Raw genomic sequence first — 17747 nt, 5'->3', positions numbered from 1 at the left:
TTCGACCAGCGGTCAGCTAAGGATCGCGAAGTCGATCGGCTTGGTCGATCCATTGTTGGACTTGGGGGCCGAACAGGCAGTGAGGCCAATCAGCAGGTCCATCTGTGCCTCGAACACCAACCGGTCGCCCGCCTTCGACAGTGGCGGTTCGACCGTGAAACGCCCGCTTTCGCCATCGACGGGCACGTTCATGAAGCAGTTGAAGGCGCAGGGGATGGCGTCGGGCTCGATCCCGTAGGGAGCGAGCACGGCGGCGAGATTTCCGAAGCATCCGGGCCGATCGTCGTCGATATCGTCGTACAGCCGATCGAACGTATCGCGGCTGCACGGCGTGAGCAGGAAATCGTGCCGACCGACATCGTCCTCCACGATGGTCAGCATCGGGTTCGACCGATTGGAGAACAAGGTCGCGCCCTTGGTCAGATAGATGGTGTCGGCGTAATCGAACGTCCGCCCGTTGCTGATCACCTCGTCCAGATCATGGGTATTGAACGCCAACAGATCGGCGACCTGCTCTCCTTCCGGGTCGATCACGACCAGTCGATCGCCCTTGCGAAGTTCGAAGGCGGCGCCGCTTTGCGGAGGAATGCGGTTCTCTGTCACCAGGCTGTCGTCGCTCATTGCTTGTTCTCCCGCCCCGGCCAAGGGCATTTCCAGTCGGGGCCGACCGCGCGCCCGCTATATTGCCGGGCTTCAGACTGTTCGCCGAACCGTGTCAGCATCGGATTGATCGAACCCGCCACTTCCCGGTCGCGTTCCAGAATGGTCGCGCGCATCTTCTCGTACCGGCCATCCTCGCGCAGCCGTTCGAACTGATCGTGCAGGTTGAAGACCATGACAGGACAGTCGAACCGCCGGGCAGGACGGCTGGCAGCCGGGTGCATGCCCACGACGAAGAACGCCTGCCCGCCGAAGCTCAACGAGAATTGCGGGCTGGCGGGGTCCTCGTCGACATTCTCGTCATAGTCGTAGCCGAGCCACTCGTCCTTTGCCTGCAGCGAGGCGATGCGTGTCCATACCGCCTTTTCGAACGCCGCCTCGTCGAGCGGCGGGCTATCGGGAAAGGCCGCGACGAAGGTGCAGAAAAGAGGGCGGAGGCGCACATATTCGCGAGCGAAGATGGCGAGATCGCGGGACAGGGCCACATCGTCCCATGCGGATGCGATCGATCGGCCCTCGTAGAAGGTCATCTGATCGCGCGACAACGCGCCCTTGGCGCCGACGCAGGGATAGCCGTTCGCCTCGATCCGCTGGCGAAACCGGTTCGACAAGGGCGAGGAGGGCTCTGTCCGCGGCAACTCAGCCACGGGTGCGTGCGGCCGCCGGATGGGGCGCGACATCGCCGCTGCCGAGGCGTTCCCGATGCCGATCCATCGTCCAGTTGGTCTGCATCCGGGCCTTCGGATTGGGCGTGCACCATATCTCGCCGCCGTCGTCGAGGGCGACGACCCAGATCAGATGATGTTCGGCACCATAGTCGATGACCCCGCATGCCTGCCCCGGGCCTTTTCCTTCCACATCCATGGGAAGTGGCGGGTTCAGCTGCGTGAACATCAGCGCGCGGCGGCCCGGGCGTGAAGTCGGTGCAACGTCTGCTCGTCGCACCCGAAATAGGCGCATTGCCGCTCGCTCGAGATGCCTTCGGCGTCGAAGACCTCCGCGCGTTCGACGGTATCGTCGTTGGATGCCCTCTCGGCGTCTTCAGGGGTGTCGGGTTCGAAAAGAGCGGCGCGCTCCCGCTCGGCGATGGTGAAGGGCATGATTCTACTCCGGAAAGTCTACCGAAGTAAGCTCGCGAACCCGAACCGATGTTCCGGATATTCACCATGATGTTTGTTAACGGTCTGCTCGCAAACGAAAAAGGCCGCCCGGTCGCCCGGACGGCCCTCTTCTCGTTCTGGTGCTCGTTCGCTTAGCGCTTCGAGAACTGGAAGCTGCGGCGAGCCTTGGCGCGGCCGTACTTCTTACGCTCGACCACGCGGCTGTCGCGCGTGAGGAAGCCAGCGGCCTTGACCGTCGAGCGGAGCGCCGGCTCGTAGCGGGTCAGCGCCTGGGCGATGCCGTGAAGGACCGCACCGGCCTGGCCCGACAGGCCGCCGCCCTTGACGGTGGCGATCACGTCATACTGGCCGGCACGATCGGTGATGCCGAACGGCTGGTTGATGACGAGGCGCTGCGTCGGACGGGCGAAATAGACGCCCTGGTCGCGGCCGTTGACCGTGATCTTGCCCGAACCCGGCTTGAGCCAGACGCGCGCGACGGCATCCTTGCGTCGACCGGTCGCATAGGCGCGGCCCAGGTCGTCGATTTCCTGCTCGCGAAGCGGCGCGGGCTCCTGCTCGGGCGCCTTCGGCGTTTCCTCTTCCGTAGCGGCGCTCTCGGTCTTCTCGGGAGCGGTTACGGTTTCTTCGTTGGTCGTGCCCTGCTGCTGCTTGGTCAGTTCGCCAAGCGCGTCGAGGCCCTTCTTTTCGTCGGCCATTATGCGCCCACCTTATTCTTGCGGTTCTTGGAGCCGAAGTCATAGACCTCGGGGCTCTGGCCATCGTGCGGATGCTCGGTGCCGTTATAAAGGTGCAGGTTCTTCATGACCGCACGGCCCAGCGGCCCGCGCGGGACCATGTTCTTGACGGCCTTTTCCAGCACGCGCTCGGGGAACTTGCCCTCGAGGATCTTCGCCGGGGTCGTTTCCTTGATCCCGCCGACATAGCCGGTGTGCTTGTAGTAGATCTTCTTGTTCGCCTTGTCCGAGGTGAAGCGGACCTTGTCGGCGTTGATGACCACGACGTGATCGCCATTGTCGACGTGCGGCGTGAAGCTTGCCTTGTGCTTGCCGCGAATGAGCTTCGCGATCTCGCTGGCGAGACGCCCAACGACCAGGTTTTCGGCATCGATGAGATGCCATTTCTTCTCGACCTCGTGCGGCTTGGCCGGCTTGGTCGTCTTCATCAGCGCCTTCATGCCCTGATCTCCTGTCAAAAAAACGAAAGGCGAGGGCATCCGGCCCCCGCCGTTGGGCGCGCTAATGATGGAAAGGTGCGATTAAGTCAAGCAATCCGCGCGTTTGCTGGCGGGTATTATTATACCAGATCGCTGCCGACGTCGCCTCGTGGGCCCGAATTTTCCGCCACCCAATCGGCATATTCCGTCGGCGTCTTGGCGATCGGCCAAACCGTGATGGCCGGATTGGAATAGCCGTGCATCGCCTGTACCCGTGCGATCAAGGCGTCGGCGGCGTCCATGCGCGTCTTCGCGATAATCGGGAATTCGGCACCCGTTTCGATCTGGCCTTCCCAGCGATAGATGGATTTCGCCTGGCCGAGGATGTTCACGCAGGCAGCGTGGCGTTCCTCGACAAGCGTGCGCGCGATCTGCTGCGCCTCGCCGAGGGTCGAACACATGATGAAAACACTGCAGGGGGACGGGTCTATCATGCGCGCCGTCCTAGCACATGAGCGCTCCATGCGACACTCGCGACGAGCAGGGCGCCGTTTGCCTGGTGCAAAACTGCGAGAACGATGTTCATTCCCGACAGGACGGTCGCGATGCCGAGCAGCATCTGGATGCCCACGGTGGCATGGAGCGCGCTGCTGGCGCGCCGGTCGCGGGGCTTTACGCGGATGGCGAGCATGATGAGGGCGCCCAACGCCGCGAAGGCGAACCAACGGTGCAGCCAGTGGATGAGATACGGATCATGCGTCAGCGCGAACCACGCCCCCCGCGCCCAGTCGATCCCCGCGGGCCAGAACGCGTCGTTCATCAGGGGCCATTCGGTGGTGATGTATCCAGCGTTCAGCCCCGCGACCCATGCACCGAGCAGGAGCTGGACGAACAGGACGATCGCCACCGGCAGCGCGAAGGTCTGCAGGGTTGCTCGTCGGCGGCGAGCCGCAAGCCGCCGTAGATCGAGCGCGGTCCAGACCAGTCCCGCCAGAATGAAAAGCGCGGTCAACAGATGCATCGACAGGCGGAAGTGCGACACGTCGGTCCGTCCGATCAGACCCGATTGCACCATGTACCACCCCAGCGCCCCCTGGCTGGCACCCAGTGCCAGCAGCGCGAGTAGGCGCGGTTTGTACCCTTTGGGGATGGCCTTCTTCACCCAGAACCAGACGAGCGGGAGCGCGAACACGACCCCCACCATTCGCGCGAGGAAGCGATGAAACCATTCCCAGAAATAGATGTGCTTGAACTGCGCAAGATCCATGCCGGCGGGTCCGTTGACCTCGATATACTCGGTGGTCTCGCGATACAGCGCGAATTCGCTCTGCCACTTCGCTTCCGTCAGCGGCGGCAGCGTACCGGTCACGAGGTCCCATTGCGTGATCGACAACCCGCTTTCGGTCAGTCGCGTGATCCCGCCGACCACCACCATGACGAACACGAAGGCGGCCACGGCAAACAGCCAGTTGGCGAGCGCGAGCGGTCGGGCGGTCGCGGCGGAAAAGGAAGCGGAGCGGTTCATCGCCGGCTCCTATGCCGCCGGCCATCGCCTTTGGAAAGAGGAACCAAGGACTTAGCCTTCGGCCCTCGCGGCCATCCTGCGAAACGGAAAAAGATGAAATGTGATATTGTATCGCGCACCCGTTTGGCCTATATGGCGAGCCATGACGACGCTTCTGCGCAATTCCAGCTTTCTCGACCGCTTGGGGATCGGCCTTTCGACCCTTTGCGCGGTGCATTGCGTCGTCACGACCGTCCTGGTGGCAATTCTGGCGAGCGCCGGCGGTATCTTCGGATCCGATCTTCTGCATGAAGTCGGGCTCGGTTTCGCCGTCATCATCGGCGCTTTCGCCATCGGCCGCGGTATCAGCGAACATGGCTACATGATGCCGGGCGCGGTCGGCGGCATGGGTCTCGGCGTGATGATGGGAGCGCTGTCGCTCCCGCATGGTGGCAGCGAGATCCTGGCAACGCTTTTGGGCGTCGGGCTGCTTGCCCTCGGCCACCGCCTCAACAGCATCGCGCGCGACTAGCGCGCGGGTACGCTTGCGGGGGTCGGAACGACCTCTTATATCGTCCGCATGGCCAGGCATCACGATCATAGTGCGCATTCGGGCGACGACCTTCGCGTTGCTGCGGGCGAACAGATGCGGGCCGCGGGCGAACAGTGGACGGACATGCGCGCGCACGTGTTCGACGCGCTCGCGACCTTCGATCAGCCCGCATCCGCCTACGACATCGCCGAGAAAGTCGGCGAGGCGCGAGGTAAGCGGGTCGCGGCTAACAGCGTCTACCGCATCCTCGATCTGTTCGTATCGACCAACCTCGCCAACCGCGTGGAAAGCGCCAATGCCTACATTGCGAACGAGCATCCGGGCTGCCTTCACGATTGCATCTTCCTGATCTGCGACGATTGCGGAAAGGCGACGCACGTCGACGATGACAAATTGTCGGGCGGACTGCGCGACATGGCGGCGGGCACGGGATTCCAGCCCAAGCGTCCCGTCATCGAAGTGCGCGGCACTTGTGGAGAGTGCGCGGACTAGCCTGCGCTCCTACCTTTAGGGGTCCTCAGGCGCGCGTGGACCCATGCGAAACAGTGGCGGCCGCGATCGCGCAAGAAGGTAATGACTTGTCCCTGACCCAACGCTAGGATCAGGACCCATGACACAGCGCCCCGATACGCCCCTGCTGGACCAGGTCCAGTATCCCGCCGATATCCGCAAGCTCGAGAAGAAGCAGCTGAAGCAGCTGGCCGACGAACTGCGCGCCGAGATGGTCGATGCCGTTTCGGTGACGGGCGGCCACTTGGGCGCGGGGCTTGGCGTCGTCGAGCTCACGGTGGCGATCCACTACGTGTTCGATACGCCGAACGACCGGTTAATCTGGGACGTGGGCCATCAATGCTACCCGCACAAGATCGTGACGGGTCGCCGCGACCGGATCCGCACCATCCGGCAGGGCGGGGGTCTGTCGGGCTTCACCAAGCGGTCCGAAAGCGAATATGACCCCTTCGGCGCGGCGCACAGCTCTACCTCGATCAGCGCGGGGGTCGGTTTTGCGGTCGCGAACAAGCTTTCGAACCGCGACGGCCGTGTCGTCGCGGTCATCGGCGACGGCGCGATGAGCGCGGGTCTGGCCTACGAAGCGATGAACAACGCCGAACAGGCGGGCAATCGTTTGGTCGTCATCCTCAACGATAACGACATGTCGATCGCGCCTCCCGTGGGCGGCCTGTCGCACTACCTCGCCCGCCTCGTTTCGAGCGATACCTACCTGAAGACCCGCGATTTCGCGAAGCGGCTGTTCCGGCGCCTCGGTGCAGGAGCGACCAAGACCGCGTCCAAGGCCGAGGAATATGCGCGCGGCATGGTCACCGGCGGCACGTTGTTCGAGGAGCTGGGCTTCTATTACGTGGGCCCCGTCGACGGGCACGACGTCGTGACGCTCGTCGAGATTCTCGAGAATGTCCGCGACGCGAAGGAAGGTCCGATCCTCGTCCATGCGAGGACGGTCAAGGGCAAGGGCTACGAGCCGGCGGAAAATGCCGCCGACAAATATCATGGCGTCGCCAAGTTCGACGTCGTGTCGGGCGAACAGAAGAAGTCGAGCGGCGGCCCGCCAAGCTATACCAAGGTGTTCGCCAACGCACTCATCGCGGCGGCCGAAAAGGACGACAAGATCGTCGGCATCACCGCCGCCATGCCGGGTGGGACGGGCATGGATGCGTTCGAACAGGCCTTTCCTGACCGCATGTTCGACGTCGGCATCGCCGAACAGCATGGCGTCTGCTTCGCGGCGGGGCTTGCGGCGCAGGGCGCGAAGCCTTTCGTCGCCATCTATTCCACCTTCCTCCAGCGCGCCTACGACCAGGTCGTTCACGACGTCGCCATCCAGAATTTGCCGGTCCGGTTCGCGATGGACCGGGCGGGACTGGTCGGATCCGACGGATCGACCCATGCCGGAAGCTTCGACCTCGCGTACCTCTGCACCCTCCCCAACTTCGTCGTGATGGCCGCGAGCGACGAGGCCGAACTGACCAAGATGGTCCACACGATGGCGGCCCATGACGACGGCCCGATCGCGGTCCGCTACCCGCGCGGCGCAGGCACCGGCGTCGATATTCCTGACGAGCCCGAACTTCTCGAAATCGGCAAGGGCCGGATCGTCAAGGAGGGCAAGACCGTCGCGCTGATGTGCCTCGGCGCGCGGATGGAAGAATGCAAGAAGGCCGCCGACATGCTGGAGGCCAAGGGTCTCAGCGTCACGATCGCGGACATGCGGTTCGCCAAGCCGCTCGACGAGGCGCTCATTCGCGACCTCCTGTCGCGCCACGAAGTCGCGGTGACGATCGAGGAAGCAGCGGTCGGAGGGTTTGGCGCCCACGTCCTCACGATGGCCAGCGACGAGGGGCTGACTGACAGTGGAGTCAAGATCCGGACCATGCGGCTTCCCGATACCTTCCAGGATCAGGACTCCCCCGAGAAGCAATATGAGGAGGCCAAACTCACCGCTCCCGATATTGTCGAAACGGTTCTCACCGCGCTACAGCGCAACGATGTCAGCGCGCACGAAGGTGCCCGCGCCTGAGCGAGCGACGATTTTCGCTGATCGGACGCCTCAAGGCGTTCCGGTTCGCACTGAAAGGGCTGGCAACGCTGTGGCGAGAGGAGCCCACCACCCGGTTTCACGCCGTCACGTCGCTGGCCGCGATTGCCTTGGGCGTGACGGTCGAACTGCAGCGGCTCGACTGGGTGCTGGTCATCATTTTCATCGGGTTCGCCTGGTTTGCCGAAGCGGTGAATACCGCGATCGAGCGAACCGCCGACGCCGTCACGCTCGACCACCATCCGATGATCGGCAAAGCAAAGGATGTCGCGTCGGCGGCGGTGCTGATCAGCAACGTGACCGCACTTGTCGGCGGGGTAGTCCTGTTTTGGCCGTACGTATTTTGACAAGCCGAGCGGTCCGATGGCGCTGAACGGTACCTCCCGTCCGCATTACGAAGGCTGGCGCCGCTGGGTGGTCGGCGGGATCGGATTGGTCGCTGTCCTTCTCGTGATCGCGGCTTTCCTGCCTGCTTGGCAGACCGATTTGTGGTTCATCCGCGTCCTCGATTATCCGCGCATGCAATTCGGATTTGCAGGACTGGTCGTCGCCGTCCTCTACGCCGTGATGACCCCTGATCCACGGCGAGGACGATCCTTGTTCATCCTATCGCTGCTCGTCGTCGCGACCGGGTGGCAGTTCTTTCACGCAGCACGCTTCCTCTTTTTCTATCCGAACGAAGTGAAGACCGCGCAAAACTGTCCGTCCGATCGGCAAGTGTCGCTGATGGGCGCCAACGTCCTGATCGAAAACGATCGCTACGAGGAGATGCTGGCGGAAATCCGGGCGGTGGATGCCGACGTCGTGCTACTGACCGAGAGCGATGCGGCGTGGGAAGAGGCGATGCAGCCGCTCCACGCCGACTACCCGCATCGCATCGCCGTTCCGCTCGAGAACAGCTACGGGATGCACCTCTATTCCAAGCTGCCGATGACGGGGGAGATCCTGTACCGAGTACAGGACGATATTCCCTCGATCGACGCCACGGTGACCATGCGCGACGGTAGCGAGGTTCTCGTCTACGCCATCCACCCCGAACCTCCGCGGCCAGGCGACGATACGGGCGAGCGCGATGCCGAACTGGTTCTGGTCGGGCGTGACGCGCGGCGCGAGGGCGGGGCGTCGATCGTCATGGGCGATCTCAACGACGTGGCTTGGTCGCAGACGACGCGCATGTTCGCGGAGGTGTCGGGAACGCAGGATCCGCGGGTGGGGCGCAAGCTCATGCCGACCTTCAACGCCAACTGGCCTCTGATGCGCTGGCCGCTCGATCATGTGTTTTTGAGTCCGCACTGGCGGCTCGTGGCGATGGACCGACATCAAAGTGCGGGTTCCGACCACTTTCCCGTCTCTTTCACCGTGTGCCTCGTCACCGAGGCGCAGACGCGTATGGTTACACCCACCGCCGATCCCGACGGCGAGGAAGAGGCGAGCGAGCAGCTCGAAGAAGGACGGCGCGAGGAAGCGACCGAAGTCGATGGCGAGAAATATTAGGGCGGATGTGTTGCTGGTCGAGCGCGGGTTGGTGGAAAGCCGGTCGAAAGCGCAGGCGCTGATCCTTGCGGGCACCGTCTTCACGGGCGAGCGCAAGATCACCAAGGCCGGCGAGGCGCTCAAACCCGACGCGCCGCTCGAAGTCCGCGGCAAAGAGCATCCGTGGGTGTCCCGGGGAGGAATGAAGCTCGATCATGGCCTAAGCCATTTCGGCTTCGACGTGACCGGTCTGACGGCGTTGGACGTCGGATCCTCGACGGGCGGCTTCACCGATGTCCTTCTGACGCGCGGAGCGGCCAAGGTCTATGCGGTCGACGTCGGGACCAATCAGTTAGCGTGGAAGCTGCGGAGCGACGAGCGCGTGGTCGTCCACGAACAAACCAACGCCCGCTCGCTCACCGCCGAAGTGATCGACGAGCCACCGCAGATGGTGGTGTGCGACGCCAGCTTCATCGGTCTTGCGAAGGTCCTCGACGCCGCGCTCGACCTCGCCGCGCCGGAGGCAATGCTGATCGCCTTGGTCAAGCCGCAGTTCGAAGCGGGGCGCGCCGAGGTAGGCAAGGGCGGCGTGGTCCGCGATCCGGCCGTTCACGATCGGGTATGCCGCGAGGCTGCGGTCTGGGTCGAATCAAAGGGCTGGGCCGTTGCGGGCGTCGAGCAAAGTCCGATTACGGGGCCCGAGGGGAATGTCGAATTTCTGCTCGGAGCGAGGAAGGAGAAGAGATGAGCGAGAAGCCGGAATGGAAGGCGATCGGCAAATTTGCGATCTGGCTGGTGCCGCTGATCGTGGTGGCAGGGAGCCTGTCGGGCTACTTCTTCCGTCCCGATGGATGGTACGAAGCGCTCGATAAGCCCTCGTTTCAACCGCCCGGCGCGGCGTTCGGGATCGTCTGGCCGATCCTTTATGCGCTGCAGGGACTGGCACTGGCCATCATCCTCGCGCATCCACCGAGCCGGACGCGGCGTACTGCGATCGTCCTGTTCGTCGTGCAGCTTCTCCTGAATTTTGCGTGGAGCTACGTGTTCTTCGGCGCCCGGGCGATCGATATCGCGCAATGGCATATCGTCGCGATCCTGGTCCTCGCCACGCTGGCGACGCGACGCTTCTTCGGCCTCTCCCCCCTAGCGGGCGCGCTGATGCTGCCCTATCTTGCGTGGCTCATCTTCGCCTTTTCGCTCAATCGGGCGATCGTGGCGCTCAATCCCGACGCGGCGCAGCCGCTGTTCGGCTGACGGAGACGATACGCATGCAATCGCAGAACAAGTTTTTCGACGATCTGGCCAAGGTGGTGAATGGTGCGGCGGGAACGTTCGCCGGCATGGGCCGCGAGGCCGAGGCGGGTTTCAAGGAACGGCTTCGCGACCTTGTTTGGACCGAAGATATGGTCACCCGCGAGGAATTCGAAGCGGTCAAGGCGATGGCGGTCAAGGCACGCGAGGAAAACGAGCAGTTGAAAGCGCGTCTCGACGCCATGGACGCCGTCTCCACCAAGCCGTCCGCCACGAAATCCTCGCCTCGCAAATAAGGGATGGTCGCCATGTCGAGCCATAGCGAGGAAACGCTCGAAGGCGCGCCGATCGAGATGTTCGCGGCCTATTTCGATGCGCGTGGGTGGGCGTCGGAGCGACTGGGCGACGGCGAGGTCATCGCCAGTGCCAGCGGTAGCTGGTCGCAGTACGAATTGCGTGCCGTCTGGCGCCCCGACGACCAGGTGCTGCAGTTCCTCGCCTTTCCCGACATCAAGGTTGTCACCGACAAGAAACCGGCGATCTACGAAGCCCTCGGCATGATCAACGAGCAGCTCTGGCTCGGCCATTTCGAATATTGGCCGGGGCCGGGCGTCATCGCCTTTCGCCATGCGGTTCTGGTCGGTGCGGACGAGACGGTCCCGCTCGAAACCGCAGAAGGCATCAGCGAAGCGGCGCTGGAGGAATGCGAACGCTTCTTCCCTGTGTTCCAGTTCGTGCTGTGGGGCGACAAGAGCCCGAGCGAAGCGATCCAGGCGGCCCTGATCGACACGGCCGGGGAGGCGTGAGCCGGCTCTTTCCCGCCAACAGCTGGTTCGTCGGCTGCGGCAATATGGGCGGGGCGATGGTCGAGGGGTGGCGCAAGGCCGGGACCGATCTTTCGGGACTGACGGTGTTCTCGCCGAGCGGGCGCACGATCGAGGGCGTCTCCGTCCGCAGCAAGCTTCCGGATCGTGATATTTCGCACTGCTGGCTCGGTCACAAACCGCATCAGGTCGAAGACGTCGCATCGCGGCTCGGATCCGTTGTCGGCGATCGGACCATCGTCCTGTCGATCCTGGCGGGGGTGGAATGCGTCTCGCTGCGTCGCCTTTTCCCCGACGCGCGAAGCATCGTCCGGCTGATGCCCAATCTTCCGGTCAGCGAGGGCGAAGGCGTCGTGGGTCTCTATAGCGACGATGCCGACGAGCAAGTCCGCGAGACGGTCGATGCCTATGTCGCACCGCTCGGTGTCGGCATCTGGGGGGAACGGGAAGACGATCTCACCGCGATCAGCGCCGTTGCGGGGTCGGGGCCTGCCTACGTCGCCCGGTTCGCGGCCGCGATGATCGAGGAGGCCGAGCGCCTCGGCCTGTCGCCCGGTCTTGCGCGCCGCGCCGCGCTGCAGACGATCGGCGGTACTGGGCGAATGGCGCTGGCGTCGGGAGAACCGCTCGATGAGTTGGCCTGTCGCGTTGCCAGCCCAGGCGGTTCGACGCAGGCCGGGCTCGACGTTCTGGATCACGACAGCGCGCTTTTCGACCTCGTCCGACGTACGGTAGAGGCGGCACGATGTCGCACCGAAGAGATGGCCGCTGCCGCACGCGGTTGACCGCTGCCGCATGCTGCGCTTACTCCCCGCGCATCAGGAGAAAAGACGCCCATGGTTCAACCGTACGACGACCGCGACGGCTACATCTGGATGGACGGCGAAATGCGCGAGTGGCGCAAGGCGAACGTCCATATCCTCACCCACGCGATGCACTATGCATCCAGCGTGTTCGAGGGACAGCGCGCCTATAACGGCACCATCTTCAAGCTGACCGAGCATTCGGAACGCTTGCGCGCATCGGCGAAGATGCTTGGCTTCGAATTGCCGTGGAGCGCCCAGGAAATCGACGATGTCTGCAATGCGGTGCTCGAAGCCAACGGTCTGACAGATGCCTATGTCCGCCCAGTCGCCTGGCGCGGTTCGGAGCAGATGGGGGTCAGCGCGCAGGCCACCAAGCCGCACATGGCGGTCGCGGCGTGGCAATGGGGCAAGTATTTCGACGAGGAAAAGGCGGAAAAGGGCATTCGCCTCGACATCGCGCCCTATCGCCGCCCGGCCCCGCATACCGCCCCGGTCCATGCGAAAGCAGCGGGTCTCTACATGATCTGCACCTTGTCGAAGCATCACGCCGAGGGGCGGGGTTACGACGATGCGTTGATGTTCGACTGGGAAGGACGCGTGGCCGAGGCGACGGGTGCCAATGCCTTCTTCGTTCGCGAAGGAACGCTTTACACGCCGATCGCCGATATCTTCTTGAACGGAATCACGCGTCGCACGGTCATCGACTTGGCCAAACAGCGCGGAATCGAAGTCGTCGAAAAACGCATCTGGCCGGAGGAACTGGCCACGTTCGAGGAATTCTTCCTGACGGGAAGCGCCGCGGAAGTGACGTTCGTCCGCGAGGCGGGTCCGTGGACATTCACGCCCGGCGACATATCGCGACAACTGCGTCAGGACTATGACGATCTGGTCCATCAACGAGCGAAGAATCGCTAGACTTATCAGCGCGTTGAGATTCTAACCAAATCTTGATACTCACCCGTTCTATTAGGCGGTGAGACGCGTATTCGTTGAGACAGGGGCGAGTTCTCCGAACAATGGTTTTGCGGGAAGGCACCATTCCGGCTTCGACGACCGGGCAAGCGGGGGGACGGGCCGACCATTCGCGCACGGCCAATTTCTCGCTCGCCGACCTGCTTTCGCTGCGCCGCCCTCGATCTCCCATGATCTCCGCGGTGCGGGCGCGGCAGGTGATGCAATTCCTCCGCTATGGTCCGCGCGTGATGTCGGGCAATTTTGCGGTCGCGGGCCTGACGACGATCATCCTCTTTCCGTTCGTTCCCGCCCTTCACCTCGCGATCTGGCTGGCGATCAGCGCCTTGTTCGCCACCATGTTCATCCGGCGCCATACGAAGCTGGTGAAGGATCATACCTACAGGGCCGAACATCCGGCCACGTTCGCGACCGCGACTCTGGGCACTGCGATGTTGACGATCCTGTGGCTCGTTCCGGCGTTCGTGTGGTTCGGCCAGGCTCCGCCCTTCCAGCAATTGATGCTCGCCGCGCTGGGTGTCGTGCTCATCAGCACGGGATCCTTCTTGCTCGTCTACGTCCCGCCGGCGGCGATCGCCTATACCACGATCCTCACGATCGGCGGTCTTGCGATCGCGTGGCAGGTCAACATGGCCGCGCTCGGTGCGCTGACCGCATGTTATGGCGCCGCGCTGGCAACCGTCGTCGTCGTCATCGCACGCGAGCTGTTCATCCAGACCCGCAGCCAGATGGAACTCTCCGAGATGGGCGAACTGGTCGAGCTTCTGCGCGAACTCGACGCGCCCGGATCGGGCGGCATGTGGGAGCTGGACGCGGACCTCGCCTTCACCCGGATTTCCCATCAGCTGGCGCGGACGATCCGAATCCGGCCGGAACAGATTGTGGGAATCTCCGCCACCAGATTCATCGATCCCGACGGTCGGTATCAGCACATGTCGAGCGGAGTGCGACAGCTATTCACTAATCTGCGCGACAATGTTGCTTTTCGCGACGTCGTGGTTCCGCAGGTTCGGACCGATCGCTGGTGGTCGCTGTCAGGTCGGCCCCACTACGACGAGAACGGGCGACTGCTGGGGTGGAAGGGCGTCGCTTCCGACGTGACCGAGGCCCGCATCGCGAACGCCGATGCACTCGGGGCGGCACGCTCGGACCCGCTCACCGGGATCGCCAATCGCCTGTTGATCCGCGAGTTGCTGGAAGAAAGCCTGCTCGGCGATGCGCAGGGGCGGGCGGGATGCGCGCTCATGCTGGTCGATCTCGATCGGTTCAAGCTCGTCAACGACACGCTCGGCCATGCGATCGGCGACACGCTTTTGTGCGAGATCGCCAAGCGGCTGGAAAGCGTGGTCGGCAAGGACGGTCATGTGGGGCGCCTGGGCGGCGATGAATTCGCGATCGTCTGGCAGGGCGATCTCGATCGCTATTCGCTCAGCGGCCTCGCCGAGAATGTGGTGAGCGAAATCTCGCGCAGCGTCGTCGTCGGCGCTGCGAACATCAACGTCGGCGCCACCATCGGGATCGCGGTCGGTCCGCAGGATGGACAGCGCGAGGGCCAGATCATGCGATCCGCCGACCTTGCACTCTACAGCGCGAAGCGGTCGGGCCGGGGCGGTTTCGCTTTCTACGACCGCACGATGCTGGAGGAGGCAGAGGATCATCGCCTGCTCGAGAACGATGTTCGCGACGCGCTCAAGAACCAGGACATGCGGCTGGCCTATCAGCCCATCGTGGATGCCGAAACGGGCGACGTCGTCGGGCGAGAGGCGCTGCTGCGCTGGCACCATCCCGAGAGGGGCGCCATTCCTCCGCATCGCTTCATCCCCATCATCGAGGATGCCGGTCTCATCCATCAGATCGGCGACTGGGTCATCCGCGAGGCGTGCCAAGAGGCAGCGCGCTGGCAGGACAAGGTGCGCATTGCGGTTAACATCAGTGCTGCGCAGCTGACCGGCGCCAGTCTTGCCAAGACGGTCGTGAATGCGCTGGCGCTGTCGGGCCTCCATCCCCATCGGCTGGAGCTGGAAGTGACCGAGACCGTGTTTCTGGGAGACGATCCCGACACGCTCGCTTCGATCGAGCGGTTGCGCGGTCTCGGGGTGCGCATGGTTCTCGACGACTTCGGCAAGGGCTATTCCTCGTTCGGTTACCTTTCGCGGGCGCATTTCTCGAAGATCAAGATCGACCAGAGTTTCGTCCGGGCGGCGGCGGCCGGAGACCAGCAATGCGTCGCCATCGTCCATGCCATCCTGGCGCTGGCGCACGGGCTCGGGATCGAAACCACTGCCGAGGGTGTGGAAACGCAGGCGCAGGCCGACATCATGCGCGAGCTGGGCGTGGGCAGCCTGCAGGGATTCCTTTTCGGTCGTCCCGAAATGCTGGGCGAAAATATCGTCGACCTCGACGCCAGACGCGGCGATATCATGGCCTGACGGGCTTTTCATGCTCGCGCGTCGCGCTATAAGCGCGCGCATTGCTGGGGTGTAGCCAAGCGGTAAGGCAGCGGTTTTTGGTATCGCCATGCGCAGGTTCGAATCCTGCCACCCCAGCCACTTCTCGACTAATTATCCGATATCGCTGGCAAATCACCGCCGGCCGCGGAGGAATGCCCCCAGGGGTGTGCCACCTCCTGTGCCCCTTCGGAAAAGGGTCACGACCATGTCGAGACATCCCAACATCTACCTGCGCGGTCGCTGCTTCTGGTGGCGCCGCAAGATTTCAATATCCGCTTTTCGACCCCTCGATTTCCGTATATCCTTGCAAACGTACCATAAATCGGAGGCGATCAGCAGGGGGGCTTTGCTGACCGCATCCACGGGGGAAATCCAGACGATGCTCGAGAAGAAAATCAGGGCGGCTGACGCGCGCCTATCAGAGAGCGACATTCAGTAGGTGTTGCGGGTCGCCTATGATGAAAAGCTGGCGTTCTTTATCGATCAGCAGCGCCAGACGCCGCGACATGCCGATATGCATTTTACGGCCAACCGAGCGTTTGCGGATTATTATCATCGCTGCTTGGAACTGGGCAGCGATCAGCCACTGACGCAAGCCGAAGAAGAATATCTCATCGCTCGCTGGGGACCGAAGCGGGTCGAGAACCTGAAAGCCGTCATCGGGCTCGCTGAAGAGGGCGAGGAGTTCATCAATCGTCGGTGGGTGAACGGTTGGCTGCGCGAATTGGGATTTGAGCCCTACGAGGCGCTCGCGCGCACGCTTCGCAGGGCACTTTTCGAGCCGTATCGCGATGCCTGCCTCGACGCCAATGCGTCGGCACAGGGTTTTGGACCAACATCTCGGTTCGCTCGGCCGCAGAGCTCGCCCAATATGGCGCCCCCGGCCTCGGCGTTCCCCACAGAGCAATTCGTTCCCGAACAGCCGGTCGCTACGCCGATGGAGCCTGATCAGAGCAGTCGTGATGATCCCAATCTCTTCGACGTCGCGGTGCTCGCGTCGAAAGCGAAGCTAAAGCGTAAGCGATGGTCGGCGAAGACCGCGCGGCAGAGGAGATCGCTTGGCAGCCTGTTCGTCCTTCTCATGGGCGACGTGCCCTTGAGCCAGATCAATCAACGGACGATATCGACATTCTTTGAGAAGCGTCGTCTCATCGTGAGCAAGCTCAGCCCGCTCGATCCGGACGAAGCCCGTCTGATTCTCTCTGAGATTGCGGATGGTGAGAGCGAGGGCATCGATGAGGGCGCCGGCCCCAGCACGAAGACCTTCAATCGTGACGTTACTGGCATTTCGACGCTTCTAGCTTGGGCCAAGGGTGCCGGCTATACGGTCCCACAAATCGATCTATCGATCTTGAGAGAGCCCGACACGGATCGAAACACGCGCGCGCGAGACGAGCGCCCTTCGATTTGCCGATCGGATCTCGAGACGCTTTTCAGGCTGCCGACGTTCACTGGTTCGGCCGCCCATGCTGGTGGTAAAGGTCCGGGAACGCTCAATCGGCGGTTCAAGGCCGGAAGGACGATCGTCCACGACTTCTTCTACTGGATCCCTATTTTGATCTGGTACTGGGGTTTGCGGCGCGAAGAGGCCTGCAAGCTATGCCCATGTGACTTTGTGCTCGATCATGAGATCCCATTCGTCGCGATCCGCGTTTCGCATAACGGGCCCATCAAGAATGGCGCATCCCGCAGATATCTCCCTCTTCATCCCGAGATGATCCGTCTTGGCTTAATCGATTTCGTCCGCGAGGCGCAGACGCGTGGATACAAGGCTCTCTTCCCCGAGCTGCGACCAACGAACAAATCGGAAAGCTTTGGCGATCAATTTCTAGATCTCTGTTGGAAGCACTTTCGGCGTCGCGGGGGCTTGAGCCCCGATGCGGAAATTCACGGCATCCGCCACGGGTTCGGTGCAAGCTTGAAACGCGCTCGTGTCTTCTCCGAAGAACGGGCCGACATGCTGGGCCATGCCGGAAAGAGCGAAACGGATGAACGCTACGTCAATGACGCCGAGCTCATCAAAATGCTGGATAACATCAAGCTTCTGCCTGCTCTGACCGCCCATCTCGAGCCTGCGCAGCTGAATATGCCGATTTTCCGGGGCCATGTCCCGACGCTCGAATGCTCTCCCATCGACACGACCAATCTTGAACGGGGCTGGTGAGCGATGTTGATAAGACAGGGTCCGCCGGTGAGATCAGAGTTCGCTGCGGCTCGGGCATGCATGGTCGAATGACGGGAATGCGCCCTACTTCCGGACGCTTATTGTCAAAGACGCGATGCGTGAAAGCAGCCTTTTCTTTATAAGTTGGACTCTTCAGGCCACTCTCGTTCACAGTGCTCTTTTCTATAACGTTGAAAGCTTAGGGCCGGTGAACACCATTGGACCAGATGTACGTTGCTCGCGCTGGGTTGGCGGGCTG

At 62.8% G+C, this 17747-nt stretch carries 21 protein-coding genes and 1 tRNA gene; 14 read left to right on the top strand and 8 right to left on the bottom strand.

The annotated features are described in order from the left end of the window. Positions 1-12: 12 nt before the first annotated feature. The 8 genes from WJT74_RS06085 to WJT74_RS06050 all read right to left on the bottom strand — a co-directional run bounded on the left by WJT74_RS06085 (position 13) and on the right by WJT74_RS06050 (position 4462). Positions 13-621, bottom strand: a complete 609-nt coding sequence (locus tag WJT74_RS06085; RefSeq protein WP_343348057.1) for an urea carboxylase-associated family protein — start codon at positions 619-621, stop codon at positions 13-15. Then, positions 618-1340 (bottom strand): guanitoxin biosynthesis heme-dependent pre-guanitoxin N-hydroxylase GntA, encoded by a 723-nt coding sequence (gene gntA / locus WJT74_RS06080; RefSeq protein WP_343348054.1) that lies wholly within the window; start codon positions 1338-1340, stop codon positions 618-620. The genes WJT74_RS06085 and gntA overlap by 4 nt, the downstream gene beginning before the upstream one ends. After that, positions 1300-1554, bottom strand: coding sequence for a hypothetical protein (locus WJT74_RS06075; RefSeq protein WP_432215236.1), 255 nt, complete (start codon positions 1552-1554; stop codon positions 1300-1302). The genes gntA and WJT74_RS06075 overlap by 41 nt, the downstream gene beginning before the upstream one ends. Next, positions 1554-1760, bottom strand: a complete 207-nt coding sequence (locus WJT74_RS06070; RefSeq protein ID WP_343348051.1) for a hypothetical protein — start codon at positions 1758-1760, stop codon at positions 1554-1556. The genes WJT74_RS06075 and WJT74_RS06070 overlap by 1 nt, the downstream gene beginning before the upstream one ends. Before the next feature lie 152 nt (positions 1761-1912). Then, complete coding sequence (gene rpsI / locus WJT74_RS06065; RefSeq protein ID WP_343348048.1) at positions 1913-2479, bottom strand: 30S ribosomal protein S9; 567 nt, start codon at positions 2477-2479, stop codon at positions 1913-1915. After that, positions 2479-2958 (bottom strand): 50S ribosomal protein L13, encoded by a 480-nt coding sequence (gene rplM / locus WJT74_RS06060; protein ID WP_343348046.1) that lies wholly within the window; start codon positions 2956-2958, stop codon positions 2479-2481. Before rplM ends, rpsI begins: the two co-directional genes overlap by 1 nt. A gap of 119 nt (positions 2959-3077) precedes the next feature. Continuing rightward, a complete protein-coding gene (gene cutA / locus WJT74_RS06055) occupies positions 3078-3398 on the bottom strand; it encodes a divalent-cation tolerance protein CutA (RefSeq protein ID WP_343348044.1) in 321 nt (106 codons plus the stop codon). A gap of 29 nt (positions 3399-3427) precedes the next feature. After that, positions 3428-4462: a COX15/CtaA family protein gene (locus WJT74_RS06050; protein WP_343348041.1), complete on the bottom strand. Its 1035-nt coding sequence runs from the start codon at positions 4460-4462 to the stop codon at positions 3428-3430. Positions 4463-4604: 142 nt separating this feature from the next. Here WJT74_RS06050 and WJT74_RS06045 point away from each other — a divergent pair, with 142 nt between their 5' ends. The 14 genes from WJT74_RS06045 to WJT74_RS05980 all read left to right on the top strand — a co-directional run bounded on the left by WJT74_RS06045 (position 4605) and on the right by WJT74_RS05980 (position 17488). Further along, positions 4605-4973: a MerC domain-containing protein gene (locus WJT74_RS06045; RefSeq protein WP_343348039.1), complete on the top strand. Its 369-nt coding sequence runs from the start codon at positions 4605-4607 to the stop codon at positions 4971-4973. Positions 4974-5021: 48 nt separating this feature from the next. Beyond that, the gene (locus tag WJT74_RS06040; protein ID WP_343348037.1) at positions 5022-5486 is read left to right on the top strand and encodes a Fur family transcriptional regulator; all 465 of its coding nucleotides are present in this window, start codon (positions 5022-5024) and stop codon (positions 5484-5486) included. 118 nt (positions 5487-5604) lie between these two features. Further along, positions 5605-7530, top strand: a complete 1926-nt coding sequence (gene dxs, locus WJT74_RS06035) for a 1-deoxy-D-xylulose-5-phosphate synthase (protein WP_343348035.1) — start codon at positions 5605-5607, stop codon at positions 7528-7530. Next, positions 7527-7895 carry a diacylglycerol kinase gene (locus WJT74_RS06030; RefSeq protein ID WP_343348115.1) on the top strand — a complete coding sequence of 123 codons (369 nt, stop codon included), beginning with the start codon at positions 7527-7529 and terminating at the stop codon, positions 7893-7895. Before dxs ends, WJT74_RS06030 begins: the two co-directional genes overlap by 4 nt. 16 nt (positions 7896-7911) lie before the next feature. Continuing rightward, positions 7912-9042 carry an endonuclease/exonuclease/phosphatase family protein gene (locus tag WJT74_RS06025; RefSeq protein ID WP_343348032.1) on the top strand — a complete coding sequence of 377 codons (1131 nt, stop codon included), beginning with the start codon at positions 7912-7914 and terminating at the stop codon, positions 9040-9042. Beyond that, on the top strand, positions 9026-9769 hold the full coding sequence (locus tag WJT74_RS06020; RefSeq protein WP_343348030.1) for a TlyA family RNA methyltransferase: 744 nt from the start codon (positions 9026-9028) through the stop codon (positions 9767-9769). Before WJT74_RS06025 ends, WJT74_RS06020 begins: the two co-directional genes overlap by 17 nt. Beyond that, a complete protein-coding gene (locus WJT74_RS06015) occupies positions 9766-10275 on the top strand; it encodes a TspO/MBR family protein (RefSeq protein WP_343348028.1) in 510 nt (169 codons plus the stop codon). Before WJT74_RS06020 ends, WJT74_RS06015 begins: the two co-directional genes overlap by 4 nt. 14 nt (positions 10276-10289) lie before the next feature. Further along, entirely contained in the window at positions 10290-10568 is a 279-nt protein-coding gene (locus WJT74_RS06010) for an accessory factor UbiK family protein (protein ID WP_343348026.1), read from the top strand. 12 nt (positions 10569-10580) lie between these two features. Further along, positions 10581-11078, top strand: a complete 498-nt coding sequence (locus tag WJT74_RS06005; RefSeq protein WP_343348025.1) for a YbjN domain-containing protein — start codon at positions 10581-10583, stop codon at positions 11076-11078. Then, a complete protein-coding gene (locus WJT74_RS06000) occupies positions 11075-11881 on the top strand; it encodes a pyrroline-5-carboxylate reductase family protein (RefSeq protein WP_343348023.1) in 807 nt (268 codons plus the stop codon). Before WJT74_RS06005 ends, WJT74_RS06000 begins: the two co-directional genes overlap by 4 nt. 51 nt (positions 11882-11932) lie before the next feature. After that, positions 11933-12817, top strand: coding sequence for a branched-chain amino acid aminotransferase (locus tag WJT74_RS05995; RefSeq protein ID WP_343348021.1), 885 nt, complete (start codon positions 11933-11935; stop codon positions 12815-12817). A gap of 101 nt (positions 12818-12918) precedes the next feature. Then, positions 12919-15303 carry a putative bifunctional diguanylate cyclase/phosphodiesterase gene (locus WJT74_RS05990; RefSeq protein WP_343348018.1) on the top strand — a complete coding sequence of 795 codons (2385 nt, stop codon included), beginning with the start codon at positions 12919-12921 and terminating at the stop codon, positions 15301-15303. A gap of 45 nt (positions 15304-15348) precedes the next feature. After that, a tRNA-Gln gene (locus WJT74_RS05985) sits at positions 15349-15423 on the top strand. 340 nt (positions 15424-15763) lie between these two features. Then, on the top strand, positions 15764-17488 hold the full coding sequence (locus WJT74_RS05980; RefSeq protein ID WP_343348015.1) for a tyrosine-type recombinase/integrase: 1725 nt from the start codon (positions 15764-15766) through the stop codon (positions 17486-17488). Positions 17489-17747: the final 259 nt, after the last annotated feature.

The sequence above is a fragment of the Sphingomicrobium sp. XHP0239 genome, from assembly GCF_039555325.1.
GTDB classification, from domain to species: Bacteria; Pseudomonadota; Alphaproteobacteria; order Sphingomonadales; family Sphingomonadaceae; genus Sphingomicrobium; species Sphingomicrobium maritimum.
This window is presented reverse-complemented; position numbering and strand designations above follow the sequence as displayed.